General features: G+C 64.7%; 15 protein-coding genes and 1 pseudogene. 9 read left to right on the top strand and 7 right to left on the bottom strand.

What is annotated here, in order from left to right; translation table 11 throughout:
* Positions 1–5 precede the first annotated feature (5 nt).
* Positions 6–1298, bottom strand: coding sequence for a citrate synthase (locus tag ACKFR8_RS00225; RefSeq protein WP_408930251.1), 1293 nt, complete (start codon positions 1296–1298; stop codon positions 6–8).
* A gap of 151 nt (positions 1299–1449) precedes the next feature.
* Between ACKFR8_RS00225 and serC the strand changes: the two genes are divergently transcribed.
* From serC to ACKFR8_RS00210, 3 genes are all read left to right on the top strand, one after another.
* Positions 1450–2580: a phosphoserine transaminase gene (gene serC, locus ACKFR8_RS00220; protein WP_408930250.1), complete on the top strand. Its 1131-nt coding sequence runs from the start codon at positions 1450–1452 to the stop codon at positions 2578–2580.
* Positions 2581–2728: 148 nt separating this feature from the next.
* On the top strand, positions 2729–3973 hold the full coding sequence (gene sepH, locus ACKFR8_RS00215) for a septation protein SepH (RefSeq protein ID WP_408930249.1): 1245 nt from the start codon (positions 2729–2731) through the stop codon (positions 3971–3973).
* Between the two features lie 15 nt (positions 3974–3988).
* Positions 3989–4819, top strand: coding sequence for a DUF6928 family protein (locus tag ACKFR8_RS00210; RefSeq protein ID WP_408930248.1), 831 nt, complete (start codon positions 3989–3991; stop codon positions 4817–4819).
* On the opposite strand, the gene ACKFR8_RS00205 is transcribed toward ACKFR8_RS00210, so the two are convergent.
* The 3 genes from ACKFR8_RS00205 to ACKFR8_RS00195 form a co-directional block, all read right to left on the bottom strand.
* Positions 4771–5592, bottom strand: a complete 822-nt coding sequence (locus ACKFR8_RS00205; RefSeq protein WP_408930247.1) for a TrmH family RNA methyltransferase — start codon at positions 5590–5592, stop codon at positions 4771–4773. The two genes, ACKFR8_RS00210 and ACKFR8_RS00205, sit on opposite strands and share 49 nt — an antisense overlap.
* A 39-nt stretch (positions 5593–5631) precedes the next feature.
* Entirely contained in the window at positions 5632–7035 is a 1404-nt protein-coding gene (locus tag ACKFR8_RS00200; RefSeq protein ID WP_408930246.1) for an NCS2 family permease, read from the bottom strand.
* Between the two features lie 125 nt (positions 7036–7160).
* Positions 7161–7790, bottom strand: a complete 630-nt coding sequence (locus ACKFR8_RS00195; protein WP_296134179.1) for a DUF3027 domain-containing protein — start codon at positions 7788–7790, stop codon at positions 7161–7163.
* A 56-nt stretch (positions 7791–7846) separates the two neighbouring features.
* Here ACKFR8_RS00195 and ACKFR8_RS00190 point away from each other — a divergent pair, with 56 nt between their 5' ends.
* Both ACKFR8_RS00190 and ACKFR8_RS00185 read left to right on the top strand, forming a co-directional pair.
* On the top strand, positions 7847–8731 hold the full coding sequence (locus ACKFR8_RS00190; RefSeq protein ID WP_408930245.1) for a glutaminyl-peptide cyclotransferase: 885 nt from the start codon (positions 7847–7849) through the stop codon (positions 8729–8731).
* A gap of 11 nt (positions 8732–8742) precedes the next feature.
* The gene (locus ACKFR8_RS00185) at positions 8743–9324 is read left to right on the top strand and encodes a DUF2771 domain-containing protein (RefSeq protein ID WP_408930244.1); all 582 of its coding nucleotides are present in this window, start codon (positions 8743–8745) and stop codon (positions 9322–9324) included.
* A gap of 24 nt (positions 9325–9348) precedes the next feature.
* Here the strand turns inward: ACKFR8_RS00185 and ACKFR8_RS00180 are convergent, their stop codons facing one another.
* Entirely contained in the window at positions 9349–9729 is a 381-nt protein-coding gene (locus ACKFR8_RS00180) for a cold-shock protein (protein WP_296134169.1), read from the bottom strand.
* A gap of 572 nt (positions 9730–10301) precedes the next feature.
* Here ACKFR8_RS00180 and ACKFR8_RS00175 point away from each other — a divergent pair.
* Positions 10302–10964 carry a resuscitation-promoting factor Rpf1 domain-containing protein gene (locus tag ACKFR8_RS00175; protein ID WP_306508030.1) on the top strand — a complete coding sequence of 221 codons (663 nt, stop codon included), beginning with the start codon at positions 10302–10304 and terminating at the stop codon, positions 10962–10964.
* A gap of 99 nt (positions 10965–11063) precedes the next feature.
* Here the strand turns inward: ACKFR8_RS00175 and ACKFR8_RS00170 are convergent, their stop codons facing one another.
* Entirely contained in the window at positions 11064–12014 is a 951-nt protein-coding gene (locus tag ACKFR8_RS00170) for an ABC transporter permease (protein ID WP_296134172.1), read from the bottom strand.
* A gap of 122 nt (positions 12015–12136) precedes the next feature.
* Here ACKFR8_RS00170 and ACKFR8_RS00165 point away from each other — a divergent pair, with 122 nt between their 5' ends.
* Positions 12137–12850 (top strand): TetR/AcrR family transcriptional regulator, encoded by a 714-nt coding sequence (locus ACKFR8_RS00165; RefSeq protein WP_408930243.1) that lies wholly within the window; start codon positions 12137–12139, stop codon positions 12848–12850.
* Between the two features lie 12 nt (positions 12851–12862).
* Here the strand turns inward: ACKFR8_RS00165 and ACKFR8_RS00160 are convergent.
* Positions 12863–13049 (bottom strand): annotated as a pseudogene (locus tag ACKFR8_RS00160) (hypothetical protein).
* 227 nt (positions 13050–13276) lie between these two features.
* Between ACKFR8_RS00160 and ACKFR8_RS00155 the strand changes: the two are divergent.
* On the top strand, positions 13277–15436 hold the full coding sequence (locus tag ACKFR8_RS00155; protein ID WP_408930242.1) for a helicase-associated domain-containing protein: 2160 nt from the start codon (positions 13277–13279) through the stop codon (positions 15434–15436).
* Between the two features lie 12 nt (positions 15437–15448).
* On the top strand, positions 15449–17086 hold the full coding sequence (locus ACKFR8_RS00150) for a DNA repair helicase XPB (RefSeq protein ID WP_408930241.1): 1638 nt from the start codon (positions 15449–15451) through the stop codon (positions 17084–17086).
* Positions 17087–17089: the final 3 nt, after the last annotated feature.

Raw genomic sequence — 17089 nt, 5'->3', positions numbered from 1 at the left:
CCCCTTTAACGCTCAGAGCGCGGGGTGACCTTGCGCAGGGTCTCGCCGGTGTAGATCTGGCGCGGGCGGTTGATCTTGGTGTTGAGCTCCAGCTGCTCGCGGTACTGAGCAATCCAGCCCGGCAGGCGGCCAATGGCGAACAGGACCGTGAAGAAGTCCGTGGGGAAGCCCATGGCGCGGTAGATGAGGCCGGTGTAGAAGTCCACGTTCGGGTAGAGCTTGCGGGAGACGAAGTAGTCGTCGCTCAGCGCAATCTCTTCCAGCTTCATGGCCAGGTCCAGCATCGGGTCGCCGCCGAGGTGCTCGATGATCTCGTGGGCGGTGTCCTTCACAATGGCGGCGCGCGGATCGTAGTTCTTGTACACGCGGTGGCCGAAGCCCATGAGGCGAACGCCCTTTTCCTTGTTCTTCACGCGGTTCATGAAGTCGGTAGCGTCACCGCCGTGGTTGTTCTGGATGTCCTCGAGCATCTCCAGGACAGCCTGGTTAGCGCCGCCGTGCAGCGGGCCGGAGAGGGCGTTGATGCCGCCGGCGATGGCCACGAACAGGTTGGCCTGCGCGGAGCCGATCATGCGGACGGTGGAAGTGGAGCAGTTCTGCTCGTGGTCAGCGTGCAGGATAAGGAGCTTATCCAGGGCCTTTGCCACTACCGGGTCGACCTCGTACTCCTCGGTCGGGTAACCGAACATCATGCGCAGGAAGTTCTCACGCGCGTTGAGCTTGTTGTCCGGGTACATGTACGGCTTGCCCTGGGACGCGCGATACGCGTAGGCGGCCAGCATCGGCACCTTGGCCAGGAGGCGAACAGTGGCCTTGTCCAACTGCTCCTCATCGAGCGGGTTGAGCTGGTCCTGGTAGTACGCGGAGAGAATGTTCAGGGAAGACGCCAGCACGGCCATCGGGTGCGCGTTGCGCGGGAAGATGTTGAACGCGGCCTTGAAGTCCTCATCCAGCAGGGTGTGGTGGCGGATATCGTTGTTGAACTTCGACAGCTCATCCTCGGTGGGAAGGTGGCCCTTAATAAGCAGGTAGGAAACCTCGTTAAAGGTGGCGTTTTCCGCCAGGTCCGCAATGTCGTAGCCACGGTGACGCAGGATGCCCTCTTCACCGTTAATGAAAGTGATCTTGGACTCGGTAGAACCGGTTGCCGCGTAGCCCGGGTCGAAGGTCACCAGGCCGGTCTCGTTGCGAAGCTTGCCAATATCGAAGCCGGAGTCACCCTCGGTGGACTTCTTAATGTCCATCTCGTACTCGCCGCCCGGGTAGTGCAGTACAACCTTGTTCTCGTCAGAAGCCACGTGCTTTCCTTTCTCTACGTGTGACGCCGGCCTAAGCCGGCGTCACTTATTTAAACCTCTTCACACTTTACCAAAATTTGTGACTCCGCCGACATTTGCAAACCTGACAAAATATCTAGCGCTCGAACGAAATTCGGCTACACTTCCCTCCATGAGCAACACAGAACTCACGCTGCCAGCAGATCTCCTCCCCGCCGACGGCCGCTTCGGCTGCGGCCCGTCCAAGGTTCGCCCCGCCCAAATTGAGGCAATTTCCACTGGAGCCACCTCCCCCATCGGCACCTCCCACCGCCAACCAGCCGTAAAAAATATCGTCGGGTCCATCCGCGAAGGCCTCAGCGCGCTCTTCTCCCTCCCCGACGGCTACGAGATCGTCCTCTCCCTCGGCGGCGCCACCGCCTTCTGGGACGCCGCCACCTTCGGGCTGATTGAACAGAAGTCGGCCCACCTCACCTTCGGCGAATTCTCCTCGAAGTTCGCCAAGGCCGCCGCCCAAGCCCCCTGGTTGGACGCACCGCTCATTACCGACGCCCCGGCCGGCACCGCCCCCGATCCGCGCACTGCCGAGGCAGAAGGCGCGGATGTTATCGCGTGGGCGCACAATGAGACGTCGACTGGCGCCATGGTGCCCGTCACCCGCCCCCACCCGGACAAGGCTGAGCAGCTCGTGGTCGTCGACGCCACCTCCGGCGCGGGCGGACTGCCCGTCGAAATGCAACAGGCGGACGTGTACTACTTCTCCCCGCAGAAGTGCTTCGCCTCCGACGGCGGCCTGTGGTTGGCGGCCATGTCCCCGGTAGCGCTGGAGCGCATTGAGAAGATCAACTCCTCCGAGCGCTTCATCCCCGCCTTCCTCAACCTGCAGACGGCCGTGGAGAACTCGCGCAAGAACCAGACCTACAACACCCCCGCCGTGGCCACACTGCTCATGCTGGACAACCAGGTGCAGTGGATGAACGCCAACGGTGGTCTGGACGGCATGGTCACGCGCACCGCGGAGAACTCCAGCATCCTCTACAACTGGGCAGAGTCACGCCCTGAGGCCACCCCGTTCGTGGCGGAGCCTTCCGCGCGCTCCCTGGTGGTGGGCACCATCGACTTCGACGAGACTGTCGACGCCGCTGCTGTTGCCGCCACGCTGCGCGCAAACGGCATCGTCGACGTCGAGCCCTACCGCAAGTTGGGACGCAACCAGCTGCGCGTGGGCCTCTTCCCGGCCATTGATGCCGCGGACGTCTCGACGCTCACCCGGGCCATCGATTTCGTACTGGATAACCGCTAGGGCGCTGCTCTTCCCTCGCGCCCCTCGCGCCCGTACCTTTAGCGCACACTTTAGCCAGACATGCCCCGCGCTCTTGCCGGAGTTCGGGACAGGTTCTGAGTAAAGTGGACTTCATCACATGTCCGCTACCAGGCTAAGGAGCGCCACCATGCGCGAGATTTTCCTCGCACCCAGCGACTCAACTGACACCTCACTCGTCCTGCGGGCTGAGGACGGCGAGGAGTTCTTCCTCGAGGTCACCGACGAGCTTCGCGCGGTGCTCGAGCCCGCCCACGACGCGGCGACCGGTCCGGCCACCGACCAGACTTCCACTGGGCCACAGGACGCGGAGGACGCGGATTCCGCTTCGACCCACGTAGGTCACACGGATGGCTCCGCCGCGCAGCCGCAGCGCTCCACCGGCCTGCACACCGTCATGCCGGCCGCGCGCGAAACGCGTGGGTCCACCGGGCAGGACTCCCAGGCAGAGCCCATTCACCTGCGCCCCAACGAGATTCAGGCGCGCATCCGTGCCGGCGCCACGACCGCCGAGATGGCTGAGGAACTCGGCGTGCCGGAGTCTCGCATCGAGCCTTTCGCGCATCCGGTGTTGCTGGAGCGGGCGCGCATCGCGGACGTAGCCAAGCAGGCCCACCCGGTCCGCGAGGACGGCCCCGCCACGCTCACACTGTGGGAGATCCTCGCCACCGCCTTCGCCGCACGCGGACACTCGTTGTCCGAGTCGACGTGGGACGCCTACCGCCACCAGGGCGAGCCGTGGATCCTGCGCATCACGTGGAAGGCGGGACTTTCCGCCAACGAGGCGGAGTGGACCTTTAAGCAGACCATGTCCTCCCCCGCCACGGTGGTCGCGCGCAACTCGGTCGCCGCCGACCTCACCGACCCGGACTTCGTGCAGCCGGTACGCTCGCTGACCTCGGTGGGCCGCGGCGAGCGCTACGACGAAGCCATCGATGGCCCTGACGGCCGCGAGGGCCATGACGGAGCCGTCGATATCGACACCGCCCGTGCCGGAGAGCCGGGCGTGACCGACTTGAGTTCCTATACCGGCGACGCCAGCGCGCCGGAGAGCCCGAAGAGCACCGACCGCTTCGCCGAACCCACCGTCTTGCCCGCGCCCGGCTCCGCGGCGTCTGGCCAGGATGCGGACAACGACGGCGCTCCTGCCCCGTCCGCTGACGCCGCGGATTCTGTGGCCAGTGCAGACCAGGACACCGCGACCGCACGCGGCGCGGCGAAGGACGCGGAGAAGGACTCTGCCGTGGACGATGACTTCCTCCAGAATCCCGACCCGGAGCGCAAGCCCACCAAGCGCCGCCGCAAGGCCGTCACCCCGCACTGGGAAGACGTGCTGCTGGGCGTTCGTTCCTCCACCAAGCGGCCCCGCGAGTAGAGCCGAGAGAGCACCGTGGATAAGCAAACAGCAGTTCTCACTATCTGGTACGTTACCGCCGCGGACCCCGCCGAGGTCCTGCGGGGCGAGCCCAAGGCCGACCGCGGATTCGGCCGCAAGTTTCTCGCACAACTCAATCCCTCGCTGCCTGTTACCCCGATTGGCCAGTTCCCCCTCAATCGCTCCGCTGAGCCCGGCACGAGCGAGTTCTACATCGGCGGCTACCCGGGCGTGACCGTGGTGCAGACGCTGATCCGCGATGATCAGCTCACCCTCTCCCAACTCTCCCGCACCCTGCGGGAGGCGGTGCCGGCAGAGGAAATTTACGCCTTTACCGCCAACCCAGACACCGGCTATGGCGGCTTCGCGCACTGGACGGGGCCGCGCCTGCGCCGCTCCCTGTGCGGTACCCGCGACAACCTCTTTGAGGATCACGGTCTGCCCGAGCCCTTCGAGGCCCCCTTCTGGGCGGGCGAGGTGGACGAGCCGGCCGGCGGCATCGCGCTGCCCTTCAAGCCGATAAGCATCGCCACCGCCGCCCAGGAGTTCTGGCTCGGCGTTCCCGTGGGTGCGGACGGCCCGGACGTGGACGTCGTGGGCTACGCCACCGATGGCCGCCCCGAGCCCAAGGTGGACACTCCCGCCCCGCGCCGCAGCGTGGCAGACGTCGCCACCGCTTCGGTGTCCAAGCTGGGGCTCAACGACTACGACGACTACGAAGAGCACGACCTCGAGCCGGAGTCCACCGGCGAGGAGATCCTGCGCACCGCCAAGCAGCTCGGCGGGCTGGTGCGCCGCTACGCGGTATCCACTTCGCGGAGCCTCTGGGACCGCTGGCGCTCGTAAAAGGCAATGGCCGCAGACGTCGCCACATTGAGCGAGTCCGTGCCTTCTGCCATGGGGATGCGCGCCCGCACGTCGGTCGCCTTCATGGCATGCTCCGTGAGCCCCGGCCCCTCCGCGCCGACTAGGAGAGCCACCTTCTCGGCGCCATCAAGGCCCTCAGCAATGTGCACCGCCTCCGGGTGCGGAGTCAGAGAAACGAGGCGGAAACCCTGCTCCCGCAGCTTGTCCAGACCGCGCTGCCAGGTGGTAAAGCCACCCTCAAACCTCGCCCACGGCAGGCGCAGCACGTGCCCCATGGACACGCGGACTGAGCGGCGGTAGAGCGGATCCGCAGCGCCTGAGCCCAGCAGGATGCCATCGACCTCCATGCCGGCGGCGTTGCGGAAGAGGGATCCAATGTTTTCGTGATCGCCCACGCCTTCCATGATGGCCAGCGTGCGAGCACCCTCGATGACCTCGTCCACAGTCCAGGCCTCCGCGCGGTCCGCCGCGGCGACGAGGCCGCGGTGCATGTCAAAGCCCGTCACCTTGCCTAATGTATCGCGCGTGACCTGGTAGACGGGGATATCGCCCACGTCATGGGAGGCCAAGAAGGTGTTCAGCTTGGCCTCAAAGCCGATGATGCAGCGCACCGGGAAGCGCGAGGCCAGCAGGCGTTCCACGCACAGCGGGCCTTCTCCAAAGACAAAACCCTCGCCGGACTTATCCGCGTGCTTCAAATCGCGGATATCGTCCAGGCGAGGGTCTGTGGGGTCATCGATGAGAAAACGCATGCCCCATAGTCTAGCTACGGTGCTGCGTCTTCCCCGGCGCTACCCCAACAGCGAGCTGATCGGCCCCATAGCGAAGTACACCACGAAGAGGGCGGCCACCAGCCACATGATCCAGTGCACCTTCTTGGCCTTGCCGGCGAAGGTGGCCATGAGCGCGTAGGCGATGAAACCGACGCCGATGCCGTTGGCAATGGAGTAGGTAAACGGCATGACCACGATGGTGAGGAAGGCCGGGATGGCCTGCTCCATGCGGGTCCACTCGATGTCCTTGAGCTGGGCGGCCATCATGACGCCGACGATGACGAGCACCGGTGCGGCGGCCTCGATGGGCACGATTTCGTACAGCGGGGTGAGGAACATAGCCAGCAGGAAGATCACGCCGGTGGTGACGTTGGCCAGGCCAGTCTTCGCACCGTCGCCGATGCCGGCGGCCGAGTCCGCAAAGACGGTATTGGAGGACACGGAGCCGGCACCGCCGGCCACGGCACCGAAGCCCTCAACCACCAGGGCGGTCTTCATCTCGGGCAGGTTGCCGTGCTCATCGACGAGTCCTGCCTGCTTGCCCAGGCCGTTCATGGTGCCCATGGCGTCGAAGAAGTTGGTGAGTAGCAGGGTGAAGATGAGCAGCGTGGTGGCTACCACGCCGAGCTTGGTGAACGCACCGATGGGATCCACCTGGCCCACAATGGACAGGTCCGGAATGCCGCCAAAGGAAGAGGGGATCTCCGGGGTGGCCATGCTCCAGTCCTCGGAACCGGTAGCCGCCTGGATGATCATGGCGATGACAGTGGTGATGACGATGCCCAGGAACAGGCCGCCGCGCACCTGGCGGATCACAAAGAAGCCGCAGATGATAAGGCCCAGGACGAAGACCAGCGCGGGCCACGTGGAGATGGAGCCGTTCACGCCCAGGCCCACCGGGACGGTGGTCTGCGCGGCGTCGGGCACGCGGGTGACAAAGTGGCCGTCCACGAAGCCGATCATGGCGATGAACATGCCGATGCCCACACCCATGGCGGCCTTCATCGAATCCGGGATGGCATCGAAGACTGCCTGGCGGAAGCCCGACATGGCCAGCGCGACGATGATGAGGCCTTCGATGACCACCAGGCCCATGGCCTCGCGCCATTCCAGCCCCTTGGTGGAGACCATGGTCACGGCCACAAAGGTATTCATGCCCAGGCCGGCGGCCATGGCGAACGGGTAGCGCGCGATGCAGCCGAAGGCGATGGTCATCACGCCCGCGACGAGTGCGGTGGCGGCAGCGACCTGCGGGATGCCCAGGGTGTTACCGGCAACATCGGCAGAGGTGCCCAGGATGAGTGGATTGAGGAGGATGATGTAGGCCATCGCAAAGAACGAGACCACACCTGCACGAACCTCGGTTCCGATGGTGGAACCGCGTTCGGAGACTTTGAAAAAGCGATCGATAGCTGCGTTCATCGAAAGTGAGCGCCCCTTCTATCTAGAGAAATGAAGTTTTACCTGCTAAGCGTGCTCCATTCCCCCACTAAAACGCAAACCTGTAGCTCGTTCGGCGTCGCCCACGCCGCCGCCTGGCCGGGGTTTTAGAAGATCGGCTTTTCGTCGTCGAAGGCCTGCTCCTGCTCAGATCCCTCTTCACGCACGGTGGTGCCGGAATGCGCCCCGCAGCCATAGGTGGCGTGAACCACTCTGCCATCCGCCGAGTATTCATTAGCACACACGCCGTAATTGGGCAGCAACTGGAGGTAGAAGGCGCAGGTTTTGCACTGCAGGCGCGACTGCGCCGCCATCTCAGAGGTGGGGCCGAACGTGCGGCGCCAGCGTTCCGTGGCTTGGCGCAGGCCGACGTCGGAAAGCTCGCCGTCCTCCAAGCGCTCGTCGTCAGGCGCGGGCGGCATGATATCTCCCGGACCTAAGTCTCCCGGGCGCAGACGCTCGGAGTACGGGACCCATTCCGGCGCCTGCAGGGCCCTCCCGCCCGGCACGAGTGCTACTTCATTGACGGTAGGTGTGCGCGAGCCCTCCGCACACGCCAAGACGGCGTGCCACTCCCAGCCGGGATAGCCCGGGACGTCCGCTTCGAAGCGGTGGGTGGCCACGTTGCGGCCGACTCCGGCGACGCCGCGGTGCTTGCCGACGCCCCCTTCGCCCACCTCTTCAACAGCCTGGCGGGCCAGGTCCACTGCTACCGAGCCGAGGAGCGGGGATGCCATCTTCTTCTTGCGAGTCACCCTGCCATTATTCATCACGGCGGACACTATAGTGCACAATGACAGACATGCTCCTCTCATTGCGCTCCTCTTCGCACTCCTTATCACTCCGGCTCCTCGCCACAACGTGCGCGGCTGCCACCGCGGTGTGCGGCCTCAGCTCCTGCACGTCCGAAACCGACAACACCGTCTCGGAGCCACAATCGAGCGCCGAAACCCCTCCCGCCGCCAGCCCGGCCATCGGCGACGCGCCGGAGCGGCTCGGCGTCACCGTGCTGGAGAAGACCACCATGCTCCCGGGCGCCTTCACCCAGGGCCTCGAGGTAGACCAGGACGGCAACCTGCTCATCGGCACCGGCATGTACGGCGAATCGAAGCTGCTGCGCGTGCGCCCGGGATCGCGCCATCCGTTGGAGGAAATCTCTCTCAACAACACCTATTTTGGCGAGGGCATCACCCAAACGGAACACGGCATCTGGCAGCTAACGTGGAAGTCAGGGACCGCGATCCTGCACGATGCGACGACATTTACTGAAACTAACCGGGTGTCCTACGAGGGCGAGGGCTGGGGCCTGTGCAACGCCGGGAATGAGCTCATCATGTCCGATGGCTCAGACCAGCTGCGCCACGTCGATCCGAAGACCTTCGACGAGGTAGCCCCGCGCACCCAGGTCACCCTCGACGGCAACGCCGTGGACAACCTCAATGAACTGGAATGCGTCGACGGCGCGGTATATGCCAACGTGTGGATGAGCAAGGATATTCTGCGCATCGATCCCACGACTGGGCAGGTCACCGCGGTCATCGACACCACCGGGCTGGAGCATGTGGACTCAGACGACCCGAATGCAGTCCTCAACGGCATTGCGCATATCCCGGGCACCGACGAATTTTGGGTTACGGGCAAGCGGTGGGACGACTTGTACCGGGTGCGCTTCGAGTAGGATTTTCAGCCATGGCAACCGTGAAGCAAGCAAGGAAGAAGTCACTGCTGCAGTTTCTGGCGCTGATTATCGCCGTGGCGGTGATTGTGGTGGCAGTCGTCCTGTTCCAGAAGTGGTGGAACGACCGGCCAGGCCCGTCACCGCAGGACGTCACTATTAAGGCCACGGTGGCCGATAACTCCGTGGAGGTCTCCCCCTACATCGTCTGCGAGCCGGGCACGGAGTGCTCTGAGGGCGAGGTACCGAACCTTCAGGTCGGACCCGATGACACCCTGCATATTGAGATCCCAGAGGCCATCTCCGATCACGAGTGGAATGTGCTGTCCATCTACGACGACCCCGCCGCCAACGACAGCACCACGCACGGCGCCAACGAGACTACGGAGCTGAACATCCCCGGCTCGGTCGAGCCCATTGAGGCATCCACCGGCGAGCGCCCGAAGCTTATGGTGGTAGAGATTTCCACCTTGATGATTGGCCACGACGACGCCGGCGAAGAAACCCCGATGAATACCGTGTGGTCCCTGTCCACCATGAGCGAGGACGAGCTCAAGGAATCTCAGACCACCGGAGACGACACCAGCGCCAAGTAGCTTTCCCCCCCTGTAGCGTCGGAGTTAGCTATCCAGGTCCTTAGCGATCGCCCGTAGGATCTCCGCCACCTGGCGGCCGGTCTTGCGCTCCGGGTAGCGGCCCTGGCTCAGCACCGGCTGGACCTGGGTTTCCAGCAGTGTCATGACATCAGAGAGCATGCTGGCCAGCTCCTCCGGCTTGCGGGACGGGGTGCGGCGGCGTGGGGCATCAAGCACCTTGACGCGCAGCGCCTGCGGGCCACGGCGGCCAGCAGCGAAATCAAAATCGATGCGCTGGCCCGGGAACAACTCCTCAACGCCCTTGGGCAGCACGTTGCGGCCGACGTAGACGTCCTCGTCCCCTGGGTTGCTCACAAAGCCGAATCCCTTGTCAGCGTCAAACCACTTCACTTTTCCGATAGGCATGGACCCTACTCCCTTTCTTTCCTTGAACTCCCTCCAGATCTTAGGCGCCCGCCACGCTGAGCCGACCTGGGTCGGCCGCAGCACCTGCGGGGTGTGCCCAACATGCATCAGGCGAGGCGCGCTAGGCATGCAGGCGAACTGGCAGCCGCCGCAGGGCCGCGAGGAAAGTCCCCCACAGCCGCGCGCAGTGGAATCTTTCGGTGTAACTATAAAGAGACATAGTTTAACCCGCCCTCGCCACGGAAAGAAACCCGCGCCATATATCGCCACACCCACCACACCCGTTACTTGCGTGATGTAGATTACATCGATGTAATGACCTGCTAAAACACCGGACTCGTGCCGTCATTGTTATCGTTTTAGGTCAATTAACGTGACTGATTCGTTATAAACCGCTACTCTTGCCCACAGGCACTTCGGCCACAGGCCGTGGAAGTCTCGCCCCAGACACAGTCCGGGCTTTCACGCGTGTGGCCATATTTTTTACGTGCAGAAGTTTGTAAGACACCTGCCGGACTGGGCATCATCTGGGCGCGAGAACGCAAGAGACAACCTAGAGAAGGAATACTTTCATGGGACGCCACTCCGCTAAGAACAAGTCCATCGCTTCCAAGTTCGCCGCTTCCACCGTCGCCGTCGGCGCCGCTGCCGCCATCATGGCACCGAACGCTGCCGCCGCCCCGGACTCCGACTGGGACCGCCTGGCTCAGTGTGAGTCCGGCGGCAACTGGGCCATCAACACCGGCAACGGCTACTACGGCGGTCTGCAGTTCTCCGGCGCTACCTGGAACGCCTTCGGTGGCGGCCAGTACGCTGCTACCGCTAACCAGGCAACCCGCGAGCAGCAAATCGCTGTTGCAGAGAAGATCCTGGCTTCCCAGGGCTGGGGCGCATGGCCGGCTTGCTCCGCTTCCCTGGGCCTGAACTCCGCTGCTACCCCGCGCAACCTGGATGCCGCTCCGGCACCGGCACCGGCCCCGCAGCCGGCTGCCCCGGAGGCCCCGGCTGAGGCTCCGGAGCCGGTCCAGGACGCTGCCGAGCAGCCGAACGACGAGCTCGCTGTGGACGCCCTGTACTCCCTCGTCGAGGACACCGCTACCCAGTACGGCCTGACCATCCCGGCCTCCTTCACTGAGCAGTACAAGGCCAACCGCCACGACTTCAACGCTTTCTACTCCGCCAACCGCCACGTCATCGACCCGGTTGCGCAGTTCATTGAGTCCCTGTCCAAGTAAGGACTACTCAACCGCGCTCCCCGCGCACAGCGATTAGAGGGGAGCACACAGGCCCGACTGGCATGTGCCAGTCGGGCCTGTGGCGTTTTCACTCTTGGTTTAGGCCTTAGCGGCCGCCTCAGCCTTGCTACTAGAGCGGTCAAAGACAAGCAGCACCGCGCCGACACCAATCCACAGCACCAGCGTCCACCAGGCGTGGCCACTACCCCGCCCGTCGAAGAAGGACAGCGAACGCACCAGGTAGCCCGTCGCGCCGATGGGCATCCACTGTCCAAGCGTGGACCAGCCCGCCGGCAGCAACCACGGGCCCGTAGCCAAGCCGGATAGCGGGTTCGACAGGAAGATCGTCAGTACTGCGCCGATTCCAATACCGCCTGCGCCCAGAAGTCCGGCAAGGCCGGCCGTGAACATCGACGTGGCGAGGATGCCACAGGCGATAGCAGCCCACTCGGCCGCAAAGCTTCCGCTCAGCGTTCCGTAGACGGAGTGCAGCATCCACGTCACCACGAGCGAGCCGAGGAGCGCGATGCCCACCAGAACCGCCAGCTTGACCCACTTCTTGCCGCGGAAGACGAAGGTGGCGATGACCGCGGAGATCACTCCGCCGAAGGCTAGGGGCAGCCCCAGGAGCCCGATACCGCTGGCCTGCGGGTCATCAGCAGTAGTCGGGGCGAGATCCTGCTTCTCCACGGTCATGCCCTGGGCCTCTAGGTTGCCGGCGAGGCCGTCGATAATCGCCGCGTAGGGCGCGCCATTACCTGAAGCGGTGAAGGCATGCGCTCCCTGCGGTGTGAGCACCAGGCCACCCACTGCCTCACGGTCAAGGACGGCGTCACGCACCTCGTCCTCGCTGTTCTTGATCACGATTTCGGGGGCGTCGTCGCCTGCCCCTTGCTCAATCTTCTGCACGATGCTGTCCTGCATCTGCTCCGGCGCAGACAGCGCGATGGGCACCCCGGCGGGCCCCGATGCAAAGGTGGGGGCCAAGAAGGCCCACAGCATCAGCCCGATGACGACGGTGATCCCCAGGATCACACCAATAGATTTCACGATAGTTGAGGGACCCTTTTTGTCCTTCGTTGCTTCCGATGTCATTACCCAACCTCCAAATGGAGCACGGTGTTTCACTTACAGAAGTGGAGCATAGTGTTCCGTTTGCTATGATGCAAGCTGTGAGACAAGATGCGACAGAAAACAAGAGAGCAATCGTTAACGCAGCCCGTGAGCTACTCATCAGCGAAGGGCCGGGCGTATCCATGCGGGCCATCGCCAAACGGGCCGGCGTTGGGGTGGCCACCGTGTCACGCCACTTCCCGGAAAGGCTCGCGCTGATCGACGCCATCAGCGGCGCCGAGGTACGCCGAATTGAGGAGGAAGTAGACAAGCAGCTGGAAAACTTTCCGGCCGACCCCGAGGGCACGTGGCGCGACACCATTCACCGCATCGCCAGCCTCAACTTTGCAGCATTAGCGCAGGTCGCCTCCGCAGAAGTAACCGCAGCGGCCTTCTCCAAGGACGAGATCGCGCACATCACCCAACAGCGCAGTGCCGAGCTGGAGAGGCTGTATCGCCGCCTCATCGAGCCGGCTCAGCGCGCCGAACTCTGCCCCCGTTCTCTCAGCCCCCTCGAGCTTCACCTCTCCATCGGCCTCATCACTAGGCCTCTACCTGCCGCCCCCCTGGACCCTGAGCGCATGGGCCGCATACGGGAAACGCTCATTGACACGTTCCTCGACGGCCTCAAGGTTCAAGCCCAGACCCAAGCCCAATCCTTGGGCGAGTCAAAGCGCCCCCAACGCCCCCACCACACACGACTAGCCCCACCGAGGAGAACTATCTCGGAGGGGCTAGACTACACTCGCTCTGCCGCGGCTGAGCGCGGCTGAGTGCAAACCGAATTAGCGGTTAATGCGGGTGTACGGGTGTACGTAGTTGAGCTTTTCTGCCGGCATGGGCAGGATCAGAATCGTCACCGAACGGGCTGGAAGCGCCAGCAAACGGTGCGGAGATTTCAGTGATGGCGTGCTCGCGGGGGCTGTTCTTCGGCCAAGCCGGGGAAACGAAGCCTTTGTTCTCATTCGACATGTCACTCATTATTCCAAACAGCGCGCCGAAAAGTAACTCGGCGGAGCAACTCGTGCCCCGCCTTCTCCCCCGTTTGGTACGCGCGCCACGTTGACCGAGCCCCGCCGGCCGGTATTGCTGCGCTCCCCTCGCGGCACGCCCAACAGTTCCTTCAGGCTGCTGCGCTTCATCTTCCCGTCTTCGGCCTTTCTCCGCCGAGGAGGCAGGAGCGCTAGGCTTGGGGGCCTATGACTTCCCCACGCAACCGCACCCGCGGCACCGAGAGTTTCCGCACCTGGCTTGCGCACCTACCGGAGGAGGACCTGCGCGCCCTGCTGAGCAACCGCCCGGAAGCACTCACACCGGCCCCGCCGGACTTTGGCTCCCTGGCTACCCGTCTCACGCTGCCCATGTGCATTGTGGACGCACTAGCCGCATGTAATGCCGCACAATTGGCAACGCTGGAGGACATCGCCGCGCGTGGCGGCGAGCTGGAACCGGTCGAGGTGACTGACTGGGAGGTCACCGAGCAGCTGCTGCACCGCGGCCTGGTATTCGGGGACCCGCAGGAAGCTGACCACCCGCGCACCGTACAGATTGTCACAGGCGTCATGGGCGCGCTTCCCCCGGGCTGGACGCTCCTCCACCAGCTCGATGTCAGCCAGGACAGCATCGACGCTCTGCCTGCCGACGAGCACCGGGTGCTCGACACCCTCGCCGCCGGCGACGGCGTGGGCCAGACCCACAACGCCGCGCCCGATGCGGATCCGACGCAGCCGGTCCCGCGGCTTATTGCCAAGGGCTTGCTTGAGCGCACCAGCAGCCGCACGGTGCGCCTGCCCCACGCACTGCGGCGGCTCTTGGTTGGAGAGCCCACCGCGCCGATACCGCTGACCCCGTCGGATCGCGTCGGCGAGCCAGTGCAGGATTCCAAGGCGGACGATGCCGGAACCGCCGCCGGGCTGAGCGTAGTCCGAGACATGGAACAGCTCATTGGCGTGCTCGGCACGCGCCCCGTGGCATTGCTCAAAGACGGAACCGTAGGTGTGCGAGCACTCAAACAGCTGGTCAAGGAACTAGCGCTGGACTCAGACAAGGTCGCGCGGCTCATCAGTCTGGGCCACCAGGCACGGCTGCTTGGCTTCGGTGAGCCGGAGGGCTTGGAGGGCCACTTTCTGGCCGTGACCGAGGGCGCTGCGGAATGGCTTCAGGCCGGTCTAGCTGACAAGTGGCGAGTCCTCGTGGACGCCTGGCACGAATCGCCGTGGGCCACCTGGGCTGGGCCCCGCGTGTTCAGCGAGGACACCCTCAACCACCGCCTGCCGCGCTTTCGGCGCTTCGTGCTGGGTGTATACGCGCACTCGGCCGCTCCGCTTGGCCCGCAGGAATTCTGGGAAGATCTGCGCTTCGGATCCCCACTTTTCGCCAGCAACTCCCGCGCGGAAACCATTGAGCACCTGCGGGACGAGGCCGAGTGGATCGGCGCCGTGGCACTGGGCCGAGCAACACGGATCCTCTTCGACTCGTCCGCGGCGGCAGAGCTCGTTCCGGAGACGGTCTCCGAGTTCATCATTCAAGCAGATCTCACCGTGCTGGTGCCCGGCCCCCTAGAGCCGGCCGCGCACCGCACACTGGCGTCCCTGGCGGACCTTGAATCACCGGGCTTGGCCAGCGTGTTCCGCATCAGCGAATCCACGCTGCGTCGCGGCATGGACCGCGGTATGACTGCGCAGGAAATCACCGAGTTCTTAAGCCAGCACTGCCCCACGGGCTTGCCGCAAGCAGTGGAATACGCCATCCGGGACGTATCGAAGCGCCACGGCACGCTGCGCAGCGGCCCGGCGCTGTCCTACCTGCGCAGCGAGGACCCCGCACTGCTGGAGCTCGCCGTCGTCAGCGTGCCGGAGCTGCGACAGCTAGCCCCCACCGTTGCGGTGTCCTCTCTGCGCGTGGGCGAGCTGCTGGACAAGCTGCGGGACAAGGGCCTGTCTCCTACTGCGGAGGACGAGTCTGGGGCGTCGATTGCCGTGGCCCCGGAGCCCTATACACTCCCGCTAGCCCGGACCACTGCGCGAAAGCGCCCGGCTGCCACCGTGGACGCCGCCGTAGCGGCATTGCATTCCGCACGCTCTCCGCAGCGCCCCGCGGGCGCACGCGGAAGCGAGGCGTCCGACAGCGCCGACACGGCTGACACCGCCGAGACCGCCAACACCGCGCGGGCCGCCGCTCGCGCCCAGCGCCCGGTCACCGTGCGCTACGCCGACAAGACCGGCGTGCTTCAAACACTCACGGTGACCCCACTGCGCGTGGAGGGGGGAGTCATCGACGCACTCACTGCAGATGGCAAGGCTGTTCGCTTTCCGCTGCACCGCCTAAGATCAGTCGCGCTACATAACCCGGACGAATAGAAAGGAGCTGTGGTGCCCGGACCCCTCATTGTCCAATCGGACAAGACCGTCCTCTTGGAGGTCGACCACCCGCAGGCTGCCCAGGCCCGCGCAGCACTAGCCCCCTTCGCGGAGCTGGAGCGCGCGCCCGAGCACATTCACACCTACCGGATCACCCCGCTAGCCCTGTGGAATGCGCGCGCCGCCGGCCACGACGCGGAGCAGGTCGTTGACGTTGTGGAAACCTATTCGCGCTTCCCGGTGCCGCAGGCGCTGCTGGTCGACATCGCCGAGACCATGTCTCGCTACGGCCGCGTCCGCCTGCTGGCGCACCCAGCCCAGGGCCTCATCCTTGAAGCGGACGAGCCCGCCATTCTGGAGGAGCTCACCCGCCACAAGAAGGTGGGCGAGCTACTGGGCCAGCGCATCGACGACACGACCGTTGCGGTCCCACCCTCTGCTCGCGGGCGGCTCAAGCAGGAGCTACTCAAGGCCAAGTGGCCCGCCGATGACCGCGCCGGCTACGTCGACGGCGAGTCCCACCCCATGCAGCTCAGCACCGACAAGGTGGACTGGCACTTACGTGACTATCAGCAGTACGCCGCCGAGTCATTTTGGGCTGGTGGCTCCGGCATCGTCGTGCTGCCGTGTGGCGCGGGCAAGACCATCGTGGGCGCGGCTGCCATGGCCAAGGCACAGGCCACCACGCTTATCCTGGTCACTAACACCGTGGCCGGGCGCCAATGGCGCGACGAGCTACTACGCCGCACCACCCTCACGCCCAACGAGATTGGCGAATACTCCGGTGAGAAGAAGGAGATCAAGCCGGTGACCATCGCCACCTACCAGGTGGTCACCCGCAAGACGAAGGGCGAATACCGGGCACTCGAGCTCTTTGATTCCCACGACTGGGGCCTCATCATCTACGACGAGGTCCACCTTCTGCCCGCCCCGGTCTTCCGCATGACCTCCGACCTCCAATCGCGCCGCCGCCTAGGGTTGACCGCCACCCTCGTGCGCGAGGACGGCCGCGAGGGCGACGTCTTCTCCCTCATCGGACCGAAGCGCTACGACGCCCCGTGGAAGGAACTGGAATCCGCCGGCTACATTGCTACCGCGGACTGCGTCGAGGTGCGCGTGGACATGACGCAGGAAGAGCGCATGCTCTACGCCACGGCGAACGCGCGGGATAGGTATAGAATCGCGGCGTCGGCAAGCGCCAAGCTCCCCGCCGTGGACGCACTGCTGGCCCAGCATGCCGGCCAGCAGGCGCTCATCATCGGCGCCTACGTGGACCAGCTGGAGGAGCTCGGCGCGCACCTGGGCGCCCCCGTCATCGACGGTAAGACCTCCACCGCTCAGCGGGAAAGGCTCTTCCAACAATTCCGGGACCGGGAGCTGACAACCCTCGTAGTCTCCAAGGTGGCGAACTTCTCCATCGACCTCCCGGAGGCCGCTCTGGCCATCCAGGTCTCCGGCACGTTTGGCTCGCGCCAGGAGGAGGCCCAACGGCTTGGCCGCCTTCTGCGCCCCAAGGAGGACGGCCAGGAAGCGACGTTCTACACGCTCGTCGCACGCGAGTCTCTCGATGCGGAGTACGCCATGCACCGCCAGCGCTTTTTGGCGGAGCAGGGTTATGCCTACCGGCTGGTGGACGCAGTAGACTTGTAAAAC

This window comes from Corynebacterium axilliensis (assembly GCF_046097495.1).
Lineage (GTDB): Bacteria > Actinomycetota > Actinomycetes > Mycobacteriales > Mycobacteriaceae > Corynebacterium.
This window is presented reverse-complemented; position numbering and strand designations above follow the sequence as displayed.